The organism is Polynucleobacter sp. HIN11 (assembly GCF_030297675.1).
Classification (GTDB): domain Bacteria; phylum Pseudomonadota; class Gammaproteobacteria; order Burkholderiales; family Burkholderiaceae; genus Polynucleobacter.
The window spans coordinates 917224-939715 of sequence record NZ_AP028142.1 but is presented as its reverse complement, the minus strand read 5'-3'; the positions used below and the strand labels follow the sequence as shown (position 1 = coordinate 939715).

The following is a 22492-nucleotide window of genomic DNA, read 5'->3' as shown; positions in this document are numbered from 1 at the left end:
CAAATGATTAAGAGAGTGCCAGACGCAGCAGGTCAGCAACAGTGTTGACGTTGAGCTTCTCCATGATGTTGGCACGATGTGCTTCAACGGTCTTAATAGAGATGCTCAGATCATCGGCAATTTGTTTGTTCAGACGACCTGCCACAATGCGCTCCAAAACCTGGCGCTCACGACCGGTGAGTTTGCTCAAGAGGCTCTGTGTGTTCTTACGTTGATCTGCCTGCGCAAAATCCACGCGTGCCTTGGTGAGCATCCGTTCAACTAGCGCACACAGTTCATTTTCTTTAAAGGGCTTCTCAATAAAGTCGACTGCGCCACGCTTCATGGTCGACACTGCCATCGAGACATCCCCGTGACCAGTGATGAACGAGATGGGCATTGGTAAGTTCTCGCTGATGAGACGCTCTTGGAGCTCAAGACCCGACATGCCGGGCATACGTACATCTAATATTAAGCACGAGATCGTCGACTTATCGGTATTTTGGAGGGACTGCAAGAAGCGCTCGGCACTGGCATGGCAACGGACGGTGTAGCCGTTACTCTCAAGTAACCAGGTCAGAGAGTCGCGCACTGCCTCATCGTCGTCAACCACATAAACGACTTCAGCCTGGGTTGTTTTCGGTGGATTGCTCATGTTCATCGCTATTTCCTATTGACGTCTTTGTTATTTGACTGGATTCCAACGGTAACAGAATTGTAAAGGTGCAGCCGACTAAGCGTGTGTGCTCGGTATCCATGTGATTTTTGGCCCACAGCCTACCATGGTGGGACTCGATGATGGAGCGGCAAATATTCAGGCCCATGCCCATTCCATCGGATTTGGTGCTAAAAAAGGGTTCAAACATTCGGTTGAGAACCGACTCGGCGATGCCGGCCCCAGCATCGGTCACCCGAATCCGCAGCATGCTAGGGAAGGTGCTGGTTTCGAGGTCAGCGCTAATCTTCACCGGTGGGGCCGACCAACGTGAGGAGAGGGGGTAAACCTCGCGCAGGCTATCTAAGGAGTTTTTCAGGAGGTTGACCAAGACCTGCTGAATCAGAACAGGGTCAAGCTGAACCTGAGGAATATCAGGGGCTATCTCGGAAATAATCTTGAGGCGGTGGCGATTTGCTTCAATCTCCACCAGACCAACAGAGTCAGCGATGATGTCGCCAATATTGCATAACTTACTTTGTGGCTCACTCCGTTTTACAAAGCTACGAATGCGCGAAATGATCGTGCCTGCCCGATGTGCTTGGTCGCTGGCTTTTTCTAATGCGGGGACTAGCTCGTTGGAGAGCGGATTTTGGGTGCTCGATAGCCGCTTAGCAATTCCCATGCAATAGTTCGAGATCGCAGAGAGAGGTTGGTTGAGCTCGTGTGCGAGTGAGGACGCCATCTCACCCATGGTGGTAAGACGGCTGGTAAATTGCATCCGCTCTTCCTGTTGTCTGGCGAGCTCCTCGGTATTCTTGCGCAGCGTGATATCCGTAGCAATCAGTAACTGTGCCAGGTGACCATCCACCCACGAAATATAACGGCGCCGCACCTCGTACCAATGCGTCGTATCGCCTCGTAACTGAATCTCCTCAGATTCAATTTCATTGGATTGTTTTAAGGCAGACGCGGGGAGGCCTGCTAAGGCATCGACGTTATCACCTTCAAAATGGAAGATGGAAGATGGATCCATCTCATGGCCGGTTAGATCAATATGCCCCTTGGCGGTATCGCCAAAGCGCTCGCGGTAATAGCGATTAGCAAAGAGCAGTTCGCCAGTTTCAATCGAGACCACTGATACGGCCGCATCTAAGCCCTCAAGCACTGTGACAAAGCGCTCTTGAGTAGCCGATAATTCTTCTCGGATCTTTTTGGGTTCTGAGATATCAATCACCGATGTCACCCAACCGGTTTGCTGGCCCTTATCATTAATTAATGGGGCGATAAAGGTACGTGTTGCAATCCGAGTTCCATTCTTACGCTGAATCGTGCCCTCGATCCCATTCTTCGCATTACCCTCAAGCGCCCCAGCCATCTTTTGCATTAATTCTTCGTGAAGCTCGGCTGGCCAGAATGGAAAGGGCGGTTTTAATCCAAGCAACTCCTCTTGGGCCCAGCCCGTCATTTCAGAAAACGATCGATTGACATAGGTAATGCGTTTTTCCATATCATGCGCCCGAATTCCGACCGGCATGGAGTCTTCTAGCACTCTACGGAAGCTACTCTCAGTTCGTAAGTTTGCTTCAGTGAGTTGACGCACTTGCATCTGTTTTAGAACCGACCACAAGCTCCAGACCACAAAAGCGGATAAGCCAATCACAACACCCAGCAGCATCCGAAAGGTGAGGTCAGTTGGAGGTGGATAGGTATCCACGCGTAACATAATGTTGGGGCCCAGTGCACCAAAGTCTAGGCTCGTTTCATTACTGAGTGAGCGCGTGGGTGTATCGCGATCGGATGAAATGGCGAGCACCCGATTATCTTTACCAATTAAGGAGTAGCGATGCTGGCTCTTTAGCTCGGGTGGAATAATGTATTGCAAGATCCCCTGGCTCGAGTACATCACCGCGAGTGCACCTGTTGCTTCCCCATCTTTGAAGATTGAAATAACCTCCCAAAAAACCGATTGACGCTCACTCATGATTGGATCGTCTTTGGGGACGGTAATACTAATTACCTGACTATAGGCGGGTCGATTAGTCTCACGACTTAAGAACAGAGCTTTCTTTAATTCTCGATCAATATCGGTTGCTTGGGGCACGATATCAAACCATTCATGATTACGAGCGGGGGGAGGGATCATCCATTGCCGCCACTCGTTATCGTTTAACCAGATGAGCTGCAATATCTCGGGGTTCCCTAAAACAAAGGACTCGATTTGAGCTAAGACCTTGTCACGTGCGGCGCGATCATTTTGGGTTTGGGCGAGATCACGACTAAAGGATTGCAAAGCTTCACTGTTATTGATAAAGCGCAGCTGAATCCGCTGCTTCACCAAACTTAGTTCACGAAAGAGGGAGCCCTCTTGTTGTTGTCGCTCTTGAACTTGCAGCGTTCCAAGAATGATGGCCATCACCACCAAAAAGATCACAATCGCCATTAGTGGCGTGTAAACCAAGCGCGAACCAATAAAGCGCCGGATCGAAGGCATTCGTTTAAACGCTTCGTAGAGCTTTACCTGCAAGGAGTTCCCAGTAGCCAATCCAAGGGTCTTTCTAATTAGAGGAAGTTCCTAATATAAAGGGCTTTGCACTGCAATATTATTCCATATAGTGATAAAGATTACCGGAATGTGGAAAATTAATTGTCACAATCGTCACCTATTCTTAGAATATTAGCCATAGAGGGACACAATCCCTCGTCACAGATTAAAACGGAGGCAAACCATGGCAGCTGTACCCGAGCAAGTGGCAGGTCAAATGAATCCAATGGATGTTGATCCAGTTGAAACCAAAGAGTGGTTAGAAGCACTCGATGGCGTGATCAAGCATGAGGGCACCGATCGTGCTGCGTATTTGATTGATCAGCAAATCGCGCATGCGCGTGTGAATGGTGTTGATCAACCCTTTCATGCAGAAACACCGTATATCAATACGATTCCAGTAGAGATCCAAGCGCGGATTCCAGGGGATCAAAATATCGAGCATCGAATTCGATCCTTTACTCGGTGGAATGCCATGGCGATGGTATTGCGCGCCAACAAGAACACAAACGTTGGCGGGCATATTTCTTCCTTCCAATCGGCTGCTACCTTATATGACGTTGGATACAACCACTTCTGGCATGCGCCGTCCGAACAACATGGCGGCGATTTAATCTTCGTCCAAGGACACTCGGCGCCCGGTGTATACGCTCGTGCCTATATGTTGGGACGCCTAAGCGATGAGCAGCTTAATAATTTCCGCCAAGAGGTGGATGGCAAAGGCATTTCAAGCTACCCCCATCCTTGGCTAATGCCTGATTTCTGGCAGTTCCCCACGGTATCGATGGGCCTTGGTCCCATCATGGCTATTTATCAAGCACGCTTTATGCGTTACCTCGAGGATCGCGGTTTTGCGAAGACCGAAGGTCGCAAAGTGTGGGCCTTCTTGGGTGATGGTGAAACCGATGAACCCGAGTCGCTCGGCGCTATTGGTATGGCGGGCCGTGAGAAACTCGACAACCTCATTTTTGTGGTGAACTGCAACCTGCAGCGCCTAGATGGACCGGTTCGTGGTAATGGCAAGATTATTCAGGAGCTTGAGAGCGAGTTCCGAGGCGCTGGTTGGAATGTCATCAAAGTGGTTTGGGGCGGTCATTGGGACGCACTTTTTGCCCGCGATAAGAATGGCATCTTGATGCAGCGCTTGGGTGAGATTGTGGATGGTGAGTACCAAACCATGAAAGCCAAAAATGGTGCCTATGTCCGTGAGAAGGTATTTAATACCCCAGAACTAAAAGCCTTAGTGGCTGACTGGAGTGATGAGGATATTTGGAACCTCAATCGCGGTGGCCATGATCCCCATAAAGTCTACGCCGCGTTTCATTCGGCTGTGAACCATCGTGGTCAACCAACAGTGATTTTGGCGAAAACCATTAAAGGCTATGGCATGGGTGGCTCAGGTGAGGGTATGAACATTGCTCACCAAGCGAAGAAGATGAGTCATGACGATGTGGTGCGTTTTAGGGATCGCTTTGAGATTCCGGTAAGCGATGATCAATTGGCTGATATGCCCTTTGTGAAGTTCCCCGAGGGTAGCCCTGAACTGGAATACATGCGCGCACGACGCATGGAGCTGGGCGGCTATCTGCCACAACGCCGTGCAAAAGCTGAGAGCTTGCCAGTCCCTGCACTCGATGCCTTCGCACCTCTTTTAGAAGCAACGACCGAAGGCCGTGAGATCTCAACCACCATGGCCTTTGTACGCTTACTAAATACAGTCGTGCGTGATAAGACCATTGGACGCCGAGTTGTACCGATCGTGCCTGACGAGTCACGTACCTTTGGTATGGAAGGTATGTTCCGCCAACTTGGTATCTGGAATCAGTTGGGACAGCTTTACACCCCAGAAGATCACGATCAGTTGATGTTCTACAAAGAAGATAAAGCCGGACAAATTCTGCAAGAGGGTATTAACGAGGCCGGTGGCATGTGTGACTGGATTGCAGCCGCGACATCATATTCCACCCACGGAGTGCCGATGTTGCCGTTCTACATCTTCTATTCCATGTTCGGTTTCCAGCGCATTGGTGATTTAGCATGGGCTGCCGGGGATATGCGCAGTCGCGGTTTCCTTCTTGGTGGTACTGCCGGTCGCACGACTCTAAACGGTGAAGGCTTGCAACACGAGGATGGCCATAGCCAGATCTGGGCGGCAGCCGTGCCGAACTGCGTGAGCTATGACCCCACCTTTGCGTTTGAGTTAGCGGTTGTGATTCAGGATGGTATGCGTCGCATGCTGACCGAGCAAGAAGATGTCTATTACTACATCACCTTAATGAATGAGAACTATGCTCACCCAGCGATGCCTAAGGGTGCTGAGCAAGACATTATTAAGGGAATGTACAAGTTGCAGTCGATGGGTGACGTAAAAAATCCATTACGCGTTCAATTACTCGGTAGTGGCACGATCTTCCGCGAAGTGATTGCTGCTGCAGAACTATTAAACCAGGATTGGGGAGTTGCTTCGGATCTATGGGGTTGCCCCAGTATGAACGAACTTGGGCGGGATTGGAATCAAACCAACCGCAGCAATCTACTTAACCCAACTGCCACACCGAAGTTATCGCATGTCGAGCGCTTACTGAAAGATCATCAGGGTCCAGTCATTGCTGCCACCGACTACATGCGCATGTTTGCAGAGCAAATACGTCCAGCGATTCAGAACCTGGGTCGTCGTTATGAGGTGTTGGGAACCGATGGCTTTGGTCGCTCCGATACACGCGAGCAACTGCGTCACTTCTTTGAGGTGGATCGTCACTGGATTACGGTCGCTGCACTGAAGTCCTTGGCCGATGATGGGAAGATTGATCGCAGTAAGGTTGCACAAGCGATTACGAAGTACCAAATTGATCCCAATAAACCCAACCCCATGAAGATGTAAGGCCATCATGAGTCAATTACTTGAAATCAAGGTCCCCGATATTGGAGACTATCAGGATGTGCCGGTCATTGAGGTGCATATCAAAGCAGGTGATCGCGTTGAGAAAGAGCAATCCCTCATCACCCTCGAGTCCGATAAGGCAACCATGGATGTGCCATCCTCCCACGCAGGAGTGGTGAAAGAGGTGAAGGTCAAAGTGGGCGACAACATCTCGGAAGGTGGTGTCGTGCTCTTATTGGAAGCAAGTGATGCGAGTGCATCTGCGCCCGCTGCCTCTGCAGCTCCGCCAGCCCAAGTTGCGCCGGTTGCCCCAGCACCCACACCAACACCCTCGCCAGCAGCGATCCCTGCTGCAACTCCGGTACGAGCTGAGCCAGTAAGCTCAATTGATGGCGCAAGCCATGCCAGCCCATCGGTTCGTAAGTTTGCCCGTGAGTTGGGCGTAACGATTGCGCAGGTTAAAGGCACAGGCCCCAAAGGGCGGATTTCACAAGAGGATGTGCAAGCGTTTGTTAAATCCGTGATGACCGGTGCGAGTGCACCAGCAAGTCAAAGCCCAGGCGGCAGTTTAGGAGGCCTCAATCTCTTGCCATGGCCTAAGGTTGACTTCAGTAAATTTGGTGAGACCGAGCGTCAACCGCTCTCCCGAATCAAGAAACTCTCAGCTGCTAATTTGGCACGTAACTGGGTGATGATTCCGGCGGTTACTTATCATGAGGATGCCGATATTACCGACCTTGAAGCGTTTAGAGTGCAGACCAATAAAGAGAATGAGAAGCAGGGCAGCAAAATTACGATGCTTGCATTCTTGATTAAGGCTTCGGTTGCCGCATTGAAGAAGTACCCTGAGTTCAATGCTTCACTTGACGGCGATGATCTCGTTCTCAAAAAGTATTTCCATATTGCCTTCGCAGCAGATACGCCTAATGGTCTGGTTGTGCCAGTGATTCGCAATGCGGATCAAAAAGGGATCTTCGAGATTGCCAGAGAGACCGCAGAACTCGCAGCGCTTGCACGTGAGGGCAAGTTAAAGCCCGAGCAAATGCAAGGAGCCAGTTTCACGATTTCATCCTTGGGTGGCATTGGTGGTACATACTTTGCGCCCATCATTAATGCTCCTGAGGTAGCGATTCTGGGCGTTAGTAAAGCTGCCATGAAACCCGTTTGGGATGGCAAAGCCTTTGTGCCGCGATTAATCTGCCCACTATCACTCACAGCGGATCACCGAGTAATTGATGGGGCGTTAGCGACGCGCTTTAATGTTTACATTTCGCAGTTACTCGCCGACTTCCGTCGCGCTGTTTTGTAGGAGAAGGTGATGAGTCAACATGCGATCGTAGTGCCTGATATTGGCGATTACTCTGATGTACCGGTCATTGAGGTTTTGGTGAAAGTTGGTGATGCAATTGAGAAAGAGCAGCCACTGATTGTTCTGGAGTCCGACAAGGCCACGATGGAGGTCCCCGCGGATCAAGCGGGTGTCGTCACTAGTCTTGCGGTGAAAGTGGGTGACAAGGTAAGTAAAGGTTCGGTGATTGGGCAGCTTGAAGTATCGGGTACAGCATCATCAGTTACTCCAGCGACTACAAAATCATCTGCACCACCAGTACCACCAGCACCGCCTGCAGCCATTCCAGTTCCCGCTGGCGCGTATCAGGGTAAGGTACAGCATGAATGCGAAGTACTTGTCTTAGGTGCCGGCCCCGGTGGCTATAGTGCCGCATTTCGGAGTGCCGATCTTGGTGCGAATGTCATTTTGGTCGAGCGCTACCCAACCCTCGGTGGCGTTTGCCTCAATGTGGGCTGCATTCCATCCAAAGCACTCTTGCACACCGCAGCGGTGATGGATGAGGTGAAGCACATGGCTAAGCATGGCATTGAATTTGCTCCTCCCAAAATTAATCTCGATCAATTGCGCCAACACAAAGAGGGCGTGATTGCTAAATTAACTGGTGGTCTAGCGGGTATGGCTAAGATGCGCAAGGTCAATGTCGTCAGAGGTCTGGGACGTTTTCTGGATGCTCATCACGTTGAAGTGGATCTATGCACAGGTAGCGGACAAGATCTGTTGGGTCAGAAAGAGGTGATCCGTTTTCAGAAAGCCATTATCGCGGCTGGTAGTCAACCCATTGCTTTGCCCTTTATGCCCAAAGACCCCCGGGTGGTGGATAGTACGGGCGCATTGCTATTAAAGAGTATTCCGAAGCGGATGCTGGTCATTGGTGGTGGCATTATTGGTTTAGAGATGGCCACCGTCTATAGCGCACTCGGCTCTCGCATCGATATTGTGGAGATGATGGATGGTTTGATGGCTGGGGCTGATCGTGACCTCGAGCGCGTTTGGGAAAAAATGAACTCGCATCGCTTTGATCACATCATGCTCAAAACTCGGGCGGTTCGTGCAGAAGCCAAGCCGGATGGCATTGAGGTTTATTTTGAGGGTGAGAAGTCACCAGGCAGTCCACAACGCTACGACCTCGTGTTGGTAGCAGTAGGGCGTACCCCCAATGGTAAGAAGATTGATGCAGGCGCTGCTGGTGTGCAGGTTGATGAGCGCGGATTTATTCCCGTAGATTCACAAATGCGAACCAATGTAGCCAATATCTTTGCGATTGGCGACATCGTTGGGCAACCCATGTTGGCGCACAAGGCCGTTCATGAAGGCCATGTAGCAGCTGAAGCAGCAGCTGGTCAGAAATCCTACTTTGATGCGAAGCAAATTCCGTCGGTAGCCTATACCGATCCCGAGGTTGCTTGGGCAGGGCTGACTGAAGAGCAATGCAAGGCACAAGGCATTGCCTATGAGAAAGGTTTATTCCCATGGGCAGCTAGTGGACGAGCAATTGCCAATGGTCGTGACGAAGGCTTTACTAAATTGCTCTTCGATGCCAACACCCACCGCATTATTGGTGGAGGCATTGTGGGAACCAATGCGGGTGACCTCATTGGTGAGGTTTGCCTAGCGATTGAGATGGGAGCCGATTCGGTTGATATTGGTAAGACTATTCATCCGCATCCAACCCTAGGGGAGTCCGTGGGATTGGCAGCAGAAGCACATCATGGATCGTGTACCGATTTGCCACCCGTCAAGAAGAAGTAGCGTACAAAAAAGATTTACGAATCCTGGGCCCCAAGAAAAAACCCCGCCGCAGCGGGGTTTCAACTTCAATCGTTCTATAAATTACTCAGAAGACTTCTTCGAGGCTTTTGCTGCTTTACTAGCCGCTTTGGTCACAGTATCTGCTGCATTTTGCATATTGGCTTGCGCCACTTCCATCGCGTGCTTGATAGCCTTTTGGCTGGTCTCATAGCTGTTGTTTGCTGCCGCGATTGCTTGCTTCATCATTTGCACGGCAGCATCTGACCCGGCCGGAGCGTTTTTGGTCCACTCATCAACCATGGATTGCAATTTTTTCTGGTTAGCAGCGAACTCTGCCTCTGCCGTTTTGGTAAACGCATGGGAGCTATCTTGTGCAATCTCATAGAGATCACGACCGTAGTTCATCATGCGCTCAGCCATTGGCTGAATCATTTCAGCTTGCTGGGTAATGAGTTGTTGAACATCGCGTACTTCTAGTGCTTTCTTGGCATTGCTCATGCTCTCGCTCAAACTATTCTTGGCGATTTGCATATTGAGTTCAACGAGTTTCTCAACGCTTTTGAGGGCTTGATTGGTAAGACCGGCAAGGGTCTCCAGATTAGCCTTTTGGGCGGCCGCAATTTGTTCTGGGGTTAGGTTCATGATGAACTCCTTTAATTTAAATGGGGGAGACTGGTTAAAGTCATCTTACCTTTGATTATAGGAGAAGATTTGTTGCGTCGCAACAAAAAATATTAGCCGTAAGATTAATATTAATAATTCAATATAATCAGTAACTTATACAATAAACCTTAGATTCCTTGAAAGCCTACTACAGCGATCACTTTGTATTACCCTTGCCCGCGGGGCATCGGTTTCCGATGGCGAAGTACAGGATGCTGCGAGATTTGGTTGTTGATCTTCCAGACGCTCAATTACTTGAGGCACCCAGGGCAAGTGATACAGAACTGCTCTTAGCCCATGACGCTTCCTACCTGCAACGGGTGATTAGTGGAACCCTGAGTGAGGCAGAGCAGAAAGAAATCGGATTTCCTTGGTCAGAGAAAATGGTGGAGCGTTCCCGCCGCTCGGTGGGTGCCACGATTGCCGCATGTCAATCTGCTATCGAGGAGGGTGTCGCAGTCAATCTAGCGGGTGGTACCCATCACGCCTACCGTAACAAGGGCTCGGGCTTTTGCGTTTTCAATGATGCCGCGATTGCGGCGCGGGTGCTGATGAAGTACCCAATCAGTCCTCGAAGAATCGGCATTCTGGACCTCGATGTTCATCAAGGCGATGGCACGGCAGCGATTTTGCAACATGATCCTGCGATTTGCACGGTCTCGATCCATGGTGAGAAAAACTATCCATTCGCAAAAACGAACAGTGATCTGGATATTGCCTTAGCCGACGGTAGTGGCGACACCATCTATCTAGAGGCTCTCGAACAGGCCCTCGAGTTTCTTGCAAAACATGACATTGAATTTCTGATTTACTTGGCCGGTGCCGATCCTTTTGAGGGTGATCGCTTGGGACGCCTAAGACTCACAAAAGAGGGGCTAGCGCTACGTGATCAACAGGTCATGGCATTTGTGGGAGAGCGGGGTATCCCTATCGCCATTGCGATGGCAGGAGGGTACGCTAATCCAATTGAGGATACCGTGCAGATTCATTATCAAACGATCCAAATTGCAAGTGCGCATCAGCATAAAATGAGTACCTCCAAATCTCGACCCTCTTCATGAAATCAGCCACTCCAATCGAGGCATTTGCCGCGCCATTATTTGTATTTATCTGGAGTACGGGATTCATCATTGCGCGCTTTGGTATGCCATACATGGAGCCCGCCACATTTTTATTCTTGCGCTTTACTGGCGTATTGCTCGTGATGGGTCTCATCATTTTGTTCTGGAAACCCATCTGGCCAAACCGCAGCCAGACCATCCATATTGCAGTCGCTGGAGTGCTATTGCAATTTGGCTATGTCATGGGGGTATGGAGTGCGGTGCGTTTGGGGATGACCGCTGGACTGATCGCATTGATTGTGGGATTGCAACCCATCTTAACGGCGTGGAGTGCGTCATGGGTTGCCGAGCGGGTTAACTATCGCCAATGGCTTGGTTTGGTTTTGGGCATTGGTGGTGTGGCTTTGGTGGTGGCTGATAAAACCAGCTTTTTGGATATTCCAATCAGTGCCTATGGTTTTGCGATTGCCGCTTTATTTGCCATTACCTTTGGTACGCTCTACCAGAAAAAATACTGCCCAGATTTTGATCTTCGGGTTGGATCGATGATTCAGTTTTCGATCTCAGCTCTCTTATGCTTGATTGTTGCCTTGCTCTTTGAGACCCGTGAGATTATCTGGAATACGCCAGTGATTGGGGCCTTGCTCTGGGGCATTTTGCCCACCTCGATTGGTGCAATTAGTTTATTGTTTATTTTGATTCGTAAGGGTGCTGCCACCAAGGTTACGAGTCTTTTATATCTAACACCACCCACCACAGCGTTGATGGCCTGGATACTATTTGATGAACCCCTGACTCTCATGATGCTAGCGGGGCTATTGCTAACGATGACCGCGGTGATCTTGGTCAACTACCAAGGAAAAATACCAGCCAAGCGCTAATCCAGTTATTATTATGTAACTGTACTGAATTCTGGGATTTATATTGAGATTGATTCAAGCGTTTATTAATTCAGTTACTCGTCATTTGTCTGAACAGCAGACAAGGGCCCGACGCCCCCTCCAGATTCTTTTCCTTGGCATTCTTAGCATTACTCTTGGTGTTACTGAGCCAGCCTTGGCGCAGTCTTCAAATAGTTCTCAAGCGAACAAGCCGAAACAGAGCGCCCAGGGAAACAAGTCGACGGCGGCTCAAAAGCCCAAGTCTGCTAATTCGAAGCAGGTTCGAACCACGGTCAATCGCCCCAAGAATCCCCCCCAGGCCGCTGGTCGTCCATCATTTGCAACTGCCATGGGGTTACGAAACCAACCCGATGATCTCAATCTCAAGTCGAGTGTGGCGATGGTAGTGGATCAGCACTCTAAAGATATCCTCTTTGAGAAAAATCCAGATGTCAGCTTGCCTATTGCATCCATTACTAAACTCATGACCGCGATGGTGGTGCTTGATTCCAACGCACCACTGAACGAAGTTCTCACGATTACCCAAGAGGATGTGAAGATTTATGCTAAATCTCGCTTGTCTTTGGGGACCAAGTTAACCCGTGAGGAAGCGCTCCTCCTGGCGTTGATGTCTTCAGAGAACCGCACCTCGTATTTATTGGCTCGCAATTATCCAGGCGGTGCGAAGGCCTTCGTCGAGGCCATGAATCACAAAGCCTATTCTTTGGGAATGACCCATTCCAACTTTACCGATCCAACCGGTTTATTGGCGACCAATGTATCGACCGCTGAGGATTTAGCCAGAATGTTGGTTGCTTCTTATAACTACAAATTGATTCGGGAGTTCTCAGTCTGGCCCGATACGACCTTGGTCATTAATAAACGCCCACAGGTATTCTTAAATACCAACCGACTGGTGCGCGCGGGTGATATGGAAATCGGCTTGCAAAAAACGGGGTTCATTAGTGCGGCCGGTAAGTGCTTAGTGATGCAAGCCAAAGTAAACGGCCTACCCATACTGCTCGTGTTCTTGGATTCGGTTGGAACCCAATCGCGCTTTGCGGATGCCGTTCGGGTACGAGACTGGATTGAAAGTTATCAGCCTGGTGAGCCCAAGCCGATTCGCCGCCTGACAATGTAGAGACTAGTCGGTTTTAGAGCTGGTTTGGGGTTTATATCCCAGACCCTTAGAAATCTGTAGCGCAGTTTCTTGTAAGGCCTTGAGCCAATCGGGTTGCATGCGATCGGTTGGTGAGCTCAGTGATAGACCTGCCACTAACTTACCCGTGTCATCCAAAATGCCAGCCGCGAGGCAACTCACTCCGAGCTCAAGCTCTTCGTTATCCCGTGAGTGGCCCACGTGACGAACACTACCAAGCTCACTCTCAAGCTTCGCTAACTGTGTGATGCTGTTGCGCGTATGGCCGGCAAGACCCGTTCGGGTAGCATAGGCGCGTACTTGATTGGGGTCATCGACCGCCAAGAATAATTTACCAACGGAGGTGAGATGTAATGGGGCACGACCACCAATGGCGCGCACCACTTGCATCCCAGAGCGTTCACTATAGGCACGGTCGACATAGACAATTTCATCACCCTGACGAACAGAGAGATTGACGGTTTCCCCGGTCAGCTTATGAAGGGCTCGCATAGGCAGTTGAGCAGCTTCTCGAACGGATAGACGCTCTTTGACCAAATTACCAAGCTCTAAGAGCCGTAAGCCTAATTTATACGTTCCACCATCACCACGCTCGACTAAGCGACAGGCAACCATGTCGTTGAGAATGCGGTGCGCCGTAGAAGGATGTAATCCGGTTTTTTGAGAGAGCAGTTTGAGGCTACTCGCTTCTTCCTGATCGGCCAAACAATCAAGCAGGTTCATCATGCGCTCAACGACCTGAATTGCCGTCTTGCCAACATCACCGGAGTTTTTGGTTGCCTTGCTATCCATATTGATGATTGTAATGAGTTTTTACAGCGTTGCGTATTGTGAAATCTAATAGTAAATCAACCGGAGCAATTCAACAACTAAGGGACGGATGAAGTCTCTAGGGAAAGGCCCGGACGCAATCTGCAATGAGTTTAGGTCCTTGATAGATGAGCCCCGTATAAATTTGCACCATACTAGCGCCTGCATCGAGTTTCTGTTTGACGTTCTCGCCAGACAGTATGCCGCCAACCCCAATAATGGGTATACGGTTATGAAGCACCTGAAATAAATCATAAATCGTTTGATTGGAGCGAGCCAAAACAGGCGACCCTGAGAGACCCCCAGTTTCATGACCATGCTCGAGCTCCTCTACACCGGTGCGTGCAATAGTGGTATTCGTAGCAATCACCGCATCGATCTCAAACTCCATTAAGAGCTCGGCAATCAGCCTAAGATCAGCGGCCTCAAGATCCGGTGCAATTTTAAGAAAGAGTGGCTTACGCACGCCTAACTGATTACTTAAATCTTGACGGGTTTGGTGAAGCGCTTGTAATAACTGGCGCAACATCGTTTCACCCTGAAGATCGCGCAAGTTTTTGGTATTTGGTGATGAGATGTTAGCCGTGATGTAGCTTGCCACTGGATACACCTTGCGCATGCAGGTCACGTAGTCATTAGCAGCATCTTCGATCGGAGTGCTGGCGTTCTTACCAATATTGAGACCAATCACGCCACCCTCTTGGTAAAACCGAGAGCGTTTGACACGTTCAATACAGGCATCAACTCCATCATTATTAAAGCCCATGCGATTAATTAAGGCGTTTGCACTTGGCAGACGAAACATGCGCGGCTTGGGATTACCTGGTTGTGGTAAGGGGGTCACGGTGCCAATTTCTAAGAACCCAAATCCAAGGCTTGCAAGTGCGTCAATATGTTTGCCATCTTTATCTAAACCGGCAGCCAAACCCACTGGATTACGAAATCGTAAACCGCAGAGCTCAACCGGCTTGATGATGGGTTTGCCAATTAAGGCCTTCAGAAGTCCGCAGCGCTCTAAGCGATCTAGTTGTGCGAAGGAGAAGTCATGAGCCTCTTCGGGGTCCATTGAGAACAGCAGGGGACGAACAAACGGGTAGGTATTAATCATCAGTAAGCTGATGCGGCAACAAGGGTTGCCACTGATCGTTGATCAATCCTTCCAGTGGTTGAAATTTAATCTTGTATGACATTTTAGGGCTTTGTGCAATGTAGTAGCCCAAATATAAATAGGGTAGACCGAGTTTTTGAACTTGATCAATCTGCCACAAGACACTATAGGTGCCATAGCTCGTACCTGCTTGACTGGAATCATAAAAGGTGTAGACCGAGGAAATGCCTTGCTCCAAGACATCAATCATGCTCACCATCCGCAACCGCCCGGGATGTGGATCATTCGGACCATCCCGAAACTCTACCATGCGCGAGTTAACTCGGCTTTGCAATAAGAACTGTGTGTATTGCTCTTGATTGTCGTGCTCCATCAAGCTGGAGTGATGACGGGTTGATTGATACTGCTGATAGAGTTGGTAGTGCTCGTCAGTAAACGCAAGGCTTAAGACCTGAGTCTGCAATCCGGCGTGTTTTTGCCAAGCGCGGCGTTGACTGCGATTAGGAGTAAAGGAGGCTACTGGAATACGTGTTGCGATACAGGCCTTGCAATGATCGCAATAGGGTCGATAGGTATAAGAGCCGCTGCGACGAAAACCCGCATTCACTAAATTGCTATAAACATCGGCGCCGATGGAATGCGTAGGGGTGGCAACTTGCGAGCGAGCAATTTGGTTGGGAATGTAGCTACACGGATAGGGTGCTGTGGCATAAAACTGGATTGCCGTAATCGGTAGTTCATGGACACGGCTCATCGCAGGTATCTCTCTAGAATGAACTTATCCATTACCCATTTTTCTTGGATTGGGGTGGATACCGCACGCTCGATATGCCCTAAAAACTCAGAGCGGCTAATCGGCAAGGCACCCAAAGAGCGAAGATGGGCGGTTTCTTGTTGGCAATCAATGAAAGTCACTCCATGATCGTAGCACCATGCGCACAAGGCTGCTAAAGCAAGCTTAGACGAGTCCCGAACCCTAGAAAACATCGACTCGCCAAACACCATCGCCCCAAAAGAGACGCAATATAGGCCACCAATGGCGTGCTGATTCTGCTCCACGGTGATGCAATGAGCATGCCCTTGATCATGCAATGCTGTGTATGCATCCATGATCTCATGCGTAATCCAGGTACCATCTTGGCCTTGGCGCTCGGTGGTGGCGCAGGCGCGCATTACCCCCGGAAAATCATGATCAACCTGCAATGTCATATTTGGATCATCCAAGCATGCGCGGATTGTTTTACGTAATGACTGACTAATTTTGAGATTCGCGGGCCTGAGAGTCATGCGCGGGTCAGGTGACCACCACAAGACGGGCTGATGATCGGAGTACCAGGGGAAAATACCGCTGCGGTAAGCACGCTCTAACTGTCCAGGATAGATCCGTTCACTCACTGCGAGCAATCCCGGCACCTCTGGGTCAGGATCAGGCTGGGTGAGTGGGTTAGGGAATGGATCGCTTGGGCCAAGCCATGGGATGGTACTCATGATCAGTGATGCAATTTACTCAATGCGCTCACCGGGCAAAATATCACGCGAGCGCGTGCGGCCTTGCAAGATCCCACCGCTACGGAGATCCTCAAAATACCATTGCAAGGTCTGCTTCACGGTCGGAAAGGCAAGCTCCGACCAGGGGATTTGTGCTTCGGTAAATAAGCCGACCTCTAAACTCTCGATACCCGCTTCAAAGTGGGGTGTGCGCATCTGCGCTAAATAAAAGAGGTGGACTTGCTCAACATGCGCCACATTTAGAAGTGAGAAGAGGGGGCCAATATCAACATGCGCACCTGCCTCCTCAAGGGTCTCGCGGGCAGCGCCGTGTTCAGTACTCTCACCAACCTCTAGAAAGCCCGCTGGTAATGTCCAGTAACCATGCCGAGGCGCAATCGCGCGTCGACAGAGTAGAACTTGATTCTCCCAAATGGGAATGGTGCCAACTACATTGCGCGGATTCTGATAATGAATCTCACCGCATTGCGCACAGACATGACGCATGCGAGTATCGTCAGGCGGTATTTGCAGGCGGACATTGGAGCCGCAGGAGGAGCAGTAGTTCATAAATGGGCCGGGATCATTCCGCGCAAAGCATTACATAGCATTATTTCATTAGCATTTGCTACCTGGGAAATAGTCAGGTTGGCCTCGCGGACATTCATGCTTGGATCGGCCAAGATGACCGATCGCATCACACCCGGCAACACACCTGCCGATAGCGGTGGTGTGAGCCATGGACCATTGACATCTTCACGGATCAATACGCTAGTACGACCACCTTCGGTGACGTGCCTATGCTCATTCATAAATAAGGCATCAAAGCCACCCAGCTCAACTGCCTTGTGCCAGGCGGCGTCGTAGATCACACGTTCACTAACCTTGTGACGCAATAAGGGGTTATGCGACTGCATGGTGAGTTGCTGTGGTGTGTATTGATCTTGCAAAATCTCATGGGCCCAAAATAATTGAACAGGACCGGGGAGCTTCTCAATGATGGAATGCGATAGTGATAGTTGGCCGGCTGCACTTAAATCAATCCGCACGCGATGGATGTGATCGTGCGCCAAATCCCTTGCAGCCGCTCGCACCATACTCTGCAAGGCATCATCATCAAATTGAATTCCTAAATCACGAGCTGAGCTCGATAGGCGCTCGAGATGCTTTGACCAATTTGCAATTCGGTTGAGATCGCTACCGCGATCAAAGCGGATGGTTTCAAAAATCCCTACACCGCTTGGCAGGCTCGTTAAGAATGATGCCTTGAGTTGGCATTCTTGGTATTCCGTATCAGCATCAGAGTCTATGGTAATTCCGGCGCCAACACCCAAGACAAACGACGATGAGTCGGATTGTGGGTCGTGATCCATCTGCAGCGTGCGGATTGGCACACTCATCGCAAAGTCTCCGTTGGGATCAAACCAGCCTAATGCCCCGCAATACCAGCCGCGTGGTTGATCCTCCAGCGCTTGAATAATCTCCATACTGCGTTTTTTGGGAGCCCCAGTTACCGAGCCGCATGGGAACACAGCTCGCAACACATCCTCAATCCGAAGATTAGCTCGTGGCTTTGCTTGTACGGTTGAGGTCATTTGCAAGACCTGACCGTGTTGCTTGACCTCAAAGAGTGCGGGAACATGAACCGATCCAGTTTGTGCAATGCGCCCTAGATCATTACGCAGGAGATCCACAATCATGACGTTCTCCGCTTGATTCTTGGGATCATTGGCTAGCTCACTGGCCTGTGCCAATGTTGCATCGGCCGTGCCCTTCATCGGTTCTGCTATTAAGGTGTCACCAGAGCGCCGAATAAATAGTTCGGGGGATTGCGATAAGACTACTTGATGGCCATCTTCAATGAACGCACCATAACGCCCCGGTTGCCGCTCTCGCAAGCGCGCATAGAGAGCAAGGGGTGAGCCATAGGCCTCGCCATACACCCGGTAGGAGTGATTAATTTGATAGGTATCGCCCGCCGCAATCCATGCTTGAATACGCTCAATATCCTCGGTAAAACGTGCGTGATTGATTGAGTCATGCCGATTGAGGATGCCACTGGGCGCTGACTCAATCGTTAGGCGTTCGTGTAAAAACGCATCGACCGCCTCTTTGGAAAGTTTGCTGACCTCAGCAAAGGACCACGCTCTGAGTAAAGGCAGTGGTTCAGGGTGCTTACACGCAATGCCTTGCCAGTAATAACCAAGCTCATAGGCAAAGAGTGCAACCACATATTGACCCCGACCGAGAGCGGTCTCGATACTATCAAAACAAGTGTCTAACTCATTAAATCGATTGGCACACCACTCGTGTTGGACGTGTTGATAGAGTCGACTGGTGGGTTGCTCCCGACTGCTCTCAACATCGTCTAACAATAGCATTGGCTTATTTGAGGATGGTAACCGACTCAATCACGACAGGCGTATTGGGCACATCGGCCATGCGACCGCGTGGGGTTGAAGCAACCCCGGTTGGGACTTGCTTAATCTTATCAATGGTTTGTGTCCCTGAAATCACTTTTCCGAAGACGGTATAACCGCTTCCCATCGCATTCGGAAAATCCAAGCCTGGATTATCTTTGACATTGATGTAAAACTGCGCAGTTGCTGAATCGGGATCCGAGGTTCTTGCCATGGCAATGGTGTAGATCTGGTTCTTTAAACCATTTTGTGCTTCAGAGACCACGGGTGGCTGCGTTGGTTTTTGTACCAGCTCGGTGGTAAAGCCACCACCTTGCACCATAAAACCATTAATTACGCGATGGAACACGGTGCCGTTATAGAAACCGCTCTTTACATAGGTCAAAAAGTTATTGACGGTCTTGGGGGCTTTATCGGAGTCAAGATCGACAACGAAGTTACCGAGATTAGTCTTAAATTCTACTTTGGGTCCTGCGTATGAGAACCCAGAGAGGGTAGCGATACCAATCGCGAGACCAAGCGAGAGCCAAAATTTGCGCATCATATTTCCTTTAATTGCAATGGTTATGGATGCTTCATTGTATTAGCGATTTGCGCATGCCTGCGCAAGTTCATGCCAGGCCGTGGTGTAGTTGGGGCTGCGCTGCGAAGAGCGCATGGTCCACTGCGGACGCAAACCAGCGGCTGCTAGGCGCAGGGTGTTGGAGCCGTACTCTTGATTGAGTCGATCCATCACTTGCATGAGTTGCGATGAGCGCTCACGTTGTGGCAGATTGTAAAAAAGATCGCCAAGATCCTGACCCGCTGGGTGCAGACCTAACAACATCACACCTGCTTTCTTATATGCAAAGCCAGGACGATAAATACGCTCAATACCTGCGCTAGCGTATTTGGCCAAGACGCGTGTGTCATCCGTACCCACCAATAGGGGGATGGTCATGCTCTTGGCGTATTGAGGATCATGGGGTGCAAATGGATTCGTGCGCAGATAAACCAGAAGATGGGAGCACCACGAACCTTGTTGGCGCAATTTCTCGGCGGCGCGCGTGACATAACTCACTACTGCTTGGCGTAGCTCATCGAGTTGATGCACGGGCTTACCAAAACTTTTGCTCGAGATAATTTGGTGCTTACGCACTGCCTGATGGTCTTCGGTATCCTCTAAATCAAGGCAACTAATCCCATTGAGCTCATGCACGGTGCGCTCAAGCACTACACCAAAGCGTTTACGAATCAAACTAGTTGGGGCATATTTCAGGTCGCATACGCTCCGTATACCGCATTGCTCGAGTTTGATCTTTAGGCGTCGACCCACCCCCCATACTTCACCAATCTCAATATCGGCCATTAAGGCATCGGCCTCCAGGCGATTGCAATGCGACCAACTAAATACGCCTTGATAGCGCAAGCGTTTCTTGGCAATGTGGTTTGCTAATTTAGCTAAGGTCTTGCTCTGCCCAATCCCAACGCAGGTTGGTAGTCCTAGGTACTGCTTAATGCGCTTACGTATTTGGTGGGCATGGGCTACCAAGTCATTTGGGATACCAGTTAGATCTAAAAAGCATTCATCGATGGAGTAGATTTCTTGGTGAGGTGCAAACTCCCCTAACAAAGCCATCAGGCGAGCGCTCATATCGCCATAGAGGGTGTAGTTGGAGCTGAGCCAAATGAGGCCGTGTGAGCGAATCAGATGTTTGGCTTCAAAGAAGGGGGCTCCCATCCGAATGCCGAGTGCGCGTGCTTCTTGGCTGCGGGCAACGATGCAGCCATCATTATTGGATAACACCACAACGGGTTTGCCTTCGAGACGAGGGTTAAAGACCCGCTCACACGAGACATAAAAATTATTGCCATCCACCAGAGCAAAGACAGGGCGCATGGATAACTACACCTTATGGATCACGTGCGCGACCACCCCCCAAATTTGTAACTCTTGCCCCTGACGAATCTCAATCGCAGGGTAATCGGGGTTATCAGCACAGAGCAAAATCTTGCCGCGTTGTTGATGTAAGCGTTTGACGGTGAGCTCTCCATCGAGCGCGGCAATCACGACGCGACCGTGACTGGGTTCAAGCGAGCGATCCACCACCAATAAGTCCCCATCATGAATCCCCGCCCCAATCATTGAGTTGCCTTTCACTCGCAAGAAGAAGGTAGCCTCCGGATGCAAGACCAAGTGCTCGTTGAGATCAAGGCGCTTGTCGTAATGATCAGCGGCGGGTGATGGAAACCCGGCAGGTGCGCGCCCAGCAATCAGGGGTCGATAGCAAGATCCACGCCGGATGGGGGCGAAGCACGAAGACAGCAGAGGGTTTAAATCAGGGGATTTCATATACTGTATATTTATACAGTATATAGTAATTTTGTTAGTTCAGAAACGGGCCATACCTTACGTTTTATTGGCCTGCTCATCCAAACTGCGCAAGAAGGCCATGCGTTCTGCAATCTTATTTTCAAGGCCACGCTCAACCGGCTCATACCAGCGCGGCTCTGCCATCCCTTCGGGTAAATACGATTCTCCTGCAGCGTAGGCATGGGGTTCATCATGCGCATAGCGATAGGCATGACCATGCCCGAGGTCTTTCATGAGTTGGGTTGGGGCATTACGCAAATGCACCGGCACTTCACGACTGCGATCGGTGGCAACAAAAGCGCGAGCCGCATTAAATGCGCGATAGCTCGCATTACTCTTGGGCGCCACCGCTAGATAAACCACGGCTTGTCCTAAGGCTAGCTCGCCCTCGGGCGATCCCAGACGCTCATAAGTCTGCGCAGCATCATTGGCAAGTTGCATCGCCCGTGGATCGGCTAGACCAATGTCTTCCCAGGCCATCCGAATAATCCGACGTGCGAGGTAACGCGGATCAGCACCGCCATCGAGCATGCGGCATAACCAATAGAGCGCAGCATCGGGGTGTGAGCCGCGCACCGATTTATGCAAGGCTGAGATCTGGTCATAAAACTGATCACCACCTTTATCAAAGCGTCGTACATTGAGATTGAGGGTGTTCTCAATCAGAGTCCGATCCACAGAAGTAATACCTTGAGTGCGGACGGTTTGTTGCAATTGCTCGACCAAGTTCATTAAGCGCCGTGCATCTCCATCGGCATAGGCCGCGATGGTTGTTCTCGCATCGTCACTAAGCGTAACGCTTGGCAAAGCATGATCGCAGGCACGCACCAAGAGTTGTCTTAACTCATCCCCAGTGAGCGATTTGAGAACATAGACCTGAGCGCGCGAGAGAAGGGCGGCGTTGACCTCAAAGGAAGGATTTTCGGTAGTTGCGCCAATCACGGTGAAGAGACCCGATTCCATATGCGGTAGCAATGCATCTTGCTGACTCTTATTAAACCGATGGATCTCATCAACAAATAAAATTGTTTGTCGACCAAACTGAGCCATGTCATGGTGCGCCTGTTCAATCGCTTCTCGGATTTCTTTAACACCTGCTAAGACAGCGGAGATCGCGATGAAGGAGTGATGAAAGGCTTGCGCGGATAATCGAGCAATCGTAGTTTTACCGACTCCAGGCGGCCCCCACAAAATCATCGAATGCGGTTGACCACTTTCAAAGGCTAAGCGTAATGGTTTACCGGGCCCCAATAAGTGCGCTTGACCAATCACTTCATCGATGGTCTTGGGGCGCAAGGCCTCAGCTAATGGCGCAATCGGTTTGGAGTCAAATAGGCTAGGCATGGCCTTGATATTCTCACACTTTTAAGGAAGCCCCTGGCGTCATGG

The 22492-nt window shown here is 50.2% G+C and carries 19 protein-coding genes; 6 read left to right on the top strand and 13 right to left on the bottom strand.

The window, feature by feature from the left end:
- Positions 1–7 precede the first annotated feature (7 nt).
- Positions 8–640 (bottom strand): response regulator transcription factor, encoded by a 633-nt coding sequence (locus tag QUE60_RS04985; protein ID WP_215368546.1) that lies wholly within the window; start codon positions 638–640, stop codon positions 8–10.
- Entirely contained in the window at positions 603–3179 is a 2577-nt protein-coding gene (locus QUE60_RS04980; RefSeq protein WP_286226259.1) for a PAS domain-containing sensor histidine kinase, read from the bottom strand. The genes QUE60_RS04985 and QUE60_RS04980 overlap by 38 nt, the downstream gene beginning before the upstream one ends.
- Positions 3180–3363: 184 nt before the next feature.
- Here QUE60_RS04980 and aceE point away from each other — a divergent pair, with 184 nt between their 5' ends.
- Genes aceE through lpdA form a run of 3 tightly spaced genes read left to right on the top strand, consistent with a single transcriptional unit; the run spans position 3364 to position 9160 of the window.
- Positions 3364–6060, top strand: coding sequence for a pyruvate dehydrogenase (acetyl-transferring), homodimeric type (gene aceE, locus QUE60_RS04975; protein ID WP_286226258.1), 2697 nt, complete (start codon positions 3364–3366; stop codon positions 6058–6060).
- A gap of 7 nt (positions 6061–6067) precedes the next feature.
- Positions 6068–7369, top strand: coding sequence for a dihydrolipoyllysine-residue acetyltransferase (gene aceF, locus QUE60_RS04970; protein ID WP_286226257.1), 1302 nt, complete (start codon positions 6068–6070; stop codon positions 7367–7369).
- A gap of 9 nt (positions 7370–7378) precedes the next feature.
- Positions 7379–9160, top strand: a complete 1782-nt coding sequence (lpdA, locus tag QUE60_RS04965) for a dihydrolipoyl dehydrogenase (protein ID WP_286226256.1) — start codon at positions 7379–7381, stop codon at positions 9158–9160.
- Positions 9161–9241: 81 nt separating this feature from the next.
- Here lpdA and QUE60_RS04960 read toward each other — a convergent pair whose 3' ends face one another.
- Positions 9242–9802, bottom strand: coding sequence for a phasin family protein (locus tag QUE60_RS04960; protein ID WP_286224847.1), 561 nt, complete (start codon positions 9800–9802; stop codon positions 9242–9244).
- Between the two features lie 158 nt (positions 9803–9960).
- On the opposite strand from QUE60_RS04960, the gene QUE60_RS04955 reads away from it, so the two are divergent.
- From QUE60_RS04955 to QUE60_RS04945, 3 genes are read left to right on the top strand one after another with little or no spacing between them, the layout of a single operon-like run.
- The gene (locus tag QUE60_RS04955) at positions 9961–10884 is read left to right on the top strand and encodes a histone deacetylase family protein (RefSeq protein WP_286226255.1); all 924 of its coding nucleotides are present in this window, start codon (positions 9961–9963) and stop codon (positions 10882–10884) included.
- On the top strand, positions 10881–11765 hold the full coding sequence (locus tag QUE60_RS04950) for a DMT family transporter (RefSeq protein WP_286226254.1): 885 nt from the start codon (positions 10881–10883) through the stop codon (positions 11763–11765). Before QUE60_RS04955 ends, QUE60_RS04950 begins: the two co-directional genes overlap by 4 nt.
- Before the next feature lie 43 nt (positions 11766–11808).
- Complete coding sequence (locus tag QUE60_RS04945) at positions 11809–12906, top strand: serine hydrolase (protein WP_286226253.1); 1098 nt, start codon at positions 11809–11811, stop codon at positions 12904–12906.
- 3 nt (positions 12907–12909) lie between these two features.
- Here QUE60_RS04945 and QUE60_RS04940 read toward each other — a convergent pair whose 3' ends face one another.
- The 10 genes from QUE60_RS04940 to QUE60_RS04895 form a co-directional block, all read right to left on the bottom strand.
- Positions 12910–13716: an IclR family transcriptional regulator gene (locus QUE60_RS04940; protein WP_286223025.1), complete on the bottom strand. Its 807-nt coding sequence runs from the start codon at positions 13714–13716 to the stop codon at positions 12910–12912.
- A 97-nt stretch (positions 13717–13813) separates the two neighbouring features.
- Positions 13814–14842 (bottom strand): quinone-dependent dihydroorotate dehydrogenase, encoded by a 1029-nt coding sequence (locus QUE60_RS04935; protein WP_286226252.1) that lies wholly within the window; start codon positions 14840–14842, stop codon positions 13814–13816.
- Positions 14835–15596: an arginyltransferase gene (locus QUE60_RS04930; protein WP_286224842.1), complete on the bottom strand. Its 762-nt coding sequence runs from the start codon at positions 15594–15596 to the stop codon at positions 14835–14837. Before QUE60_RS04930 ends, QUE60_RS04935 begins: the two co-directional genes overlap by 8 nt.
- On the bottom strand, positions 15593–16330 hold the full coding sequence (gene aat, locus QUE60_RS04925) for a leucyl/phenylalanyl-tRNA--protein transferase (protein ID WP_286224841.1): 738 nt from the start codon (positions 16328–16330) through the stop codon (positions 15593–15595). The genes QUE60_RS04930 and aat overlap by 4 nt, the downstream gene beginning before the upstream one ends.
- 15 nt (positions 16331–16345) lie before the next feature.
- On the bottom strand, positions 16346–16900 hold the full coding sequence (locus QUE60_RS04920; RefSeq protein ID WP_286226251.1) for an NUDIX hydrolase: 555 nt from the start codon (positions 16898–16900) through the stop codon (positions 16346–16348).
- The gene (locus tag QUE60_RS04915; protein ID WP_286226250.1) at positions 16897–18711 is read right to left on the bottom strand and encodes a bifunctional chorismate-binding protein/class IV aminotransferase; all 1815 of its coding nucleotides are present in this window, start codon (positions 18709–18711) and stop codon (positions 16897–16899) included. The genes QUE60_RS04920 and QUE60_RS04915 overlap by 4 nt, the downstream gene beginning before the upstream one ends.
- Before the next feature lie 4 nt (positions 18712–18715).
- A complete protein-coding gene (locus tag QUE60_RS04910; protein WP_286224838.1) occupies positions 18716–19294 on the bottom strand; it encodes a peptidylprolyl isomerase in 579 nt (192 codons plus the stop codon).
- Positions 19295–19333: 39 nt separating this feature from the next.
- Positions 19334–20629, bottom strand: coding sequence for a Y-family DNA polymerase (locus tag QUE60_RS04905; RefSeq protein ID WP_286224837.1), 1296 nt, complete (start codon positions 20627–20629; stop codon positions 19334–19336).
- 6 nt (positions 20630–20635) lie between these two features.
- On the bottom strand, positions 20636–21082 hold the full coding sequence (locus QUE60_RS04900) for a LexA family protein (protein WP_286223017.1): 447 nt from the start codon (positions 21080–21082) through the stop codon (positions 20636–20638).
- Positions 21083–21139: 57 nt separating this feature from the next.
- Positions 21140–22447: a replication-associated recombination protein A gene (locus QUE60_RS04895; RefSeq protein WP_286224836.1), complete on the bottom strand. Its 1308-nt coding sequence runs from the start codon at positions 22445–22447 to the stop codon at positions 21140–21142.
- Positions 22448–22492: the final 45 nt, after the last annotated feature.

Coding starts and splice junctions, on each gene's coding strand:
- QUE60_RS04905 (WP_286224837.1), bottom strand. CDS start 20,629: ATGCGCCCTGTCTTTGCTCTGGTGGATGGCAATAATTTTTATGTCTCG.
- QUE60_RS04895 (WP_286224836.1), bottom strand. CDS start 22,447: ATGCCTAGCCTATTTGACTCCAAACCGATTGCGCCATTAGCTGAGGCC.
- QUE60_RS04915 (WP_286226250.1), bottom strand. CDS start 18,711: ATGCTATTGTTAGACGATGTTGAGAGCAGTCGGGAGCAACCCACCAGT.
- QUE60_RS04900 (WP_286223017.1), bottom strand. CDS start 21,082: ATGAAATCCCCTGATTTAAACCCTCTGCTGTCTTCGTGCTTCGCCCCC.
- QUE60_RS04935 (WP_286226252.1), bottom strand. CDS start 14,842: ATGATTAATACCTACCCGTTTGTTCGTCCCCTGCTGTTCTCAATGGAC.
- aat (WP_286224841.1), bottom strand. CDS start 16,330: ATGAGTACCATCCCATGGCTTGGCCCAAGCGATCCATTCCCTAACCCA.
- QUE60_RS04960 (WP_286224847.1), bottom strand. CDS start 9,802: ATGAACCTAACCCCAGAACAAATTGCGGCCGCCCAAAAGGCTAATCTG.
- QUE60_RS04930 (WP_286224842.1), bottom strand. CDS start 15,596: ATGAGCCGTGTCCATGAACTACCGATTACGGCAATCCAGTTTTATGCC.
- QUE60_RS04940 (WP_286223025.1), bottom strand. CDS start 13,716: ATGGATAGCAAGGCAACCAAAAACTCCGGTGATGTTGGCAAGACGGCA.
- lpdA (WP_286226256.1), top strand. CDS start 7,379: ATGAGTCAACATGCGATCGTAGTGCCTGATATTGGCGATTACTCTGAT.
- aceE (WP_286226258.1), top strand. CDS start 3,364: ATGGCAGCTGTACCCGAGCAAGTGGCAGGTCAAATGAATCCAATGGAT.
- QUE60_RS04920 (WP_286226251.1), bottom strand. CDS start 16,900: ATGAACTACTGCTCCTCCTGCGGCTCCAATGTCCGCCTGCAAATACCG.
- QUE60_RS04910 (WP_286224838.1), bottom strand. CDS start 19,294: ATGATGCGCAAATTTTGGCTCTCGCTTGGTCTCGCGATTGGTATCGCT.
- QUE60_RS04985 (WP_215368546.1), bottom strand. CDS start 640: ATGAACATGAGCAATCCACCGAAAACAACCCAGGCTGAAGTCGTTTAT.
- aceF (WP_286226257.1), top strand. CDS start 6,068: ATGAGTCAATTACTTGAAATCAAGGTCCCCGATATTGGAGACTATCAG.
- QUE60_RS04950 (WP_286226254.1), top strand. CDS start 10,881: ATGAAATCAGCCACTCCAATCGAGGCATTTGCCGCGCCATTATTTGTA.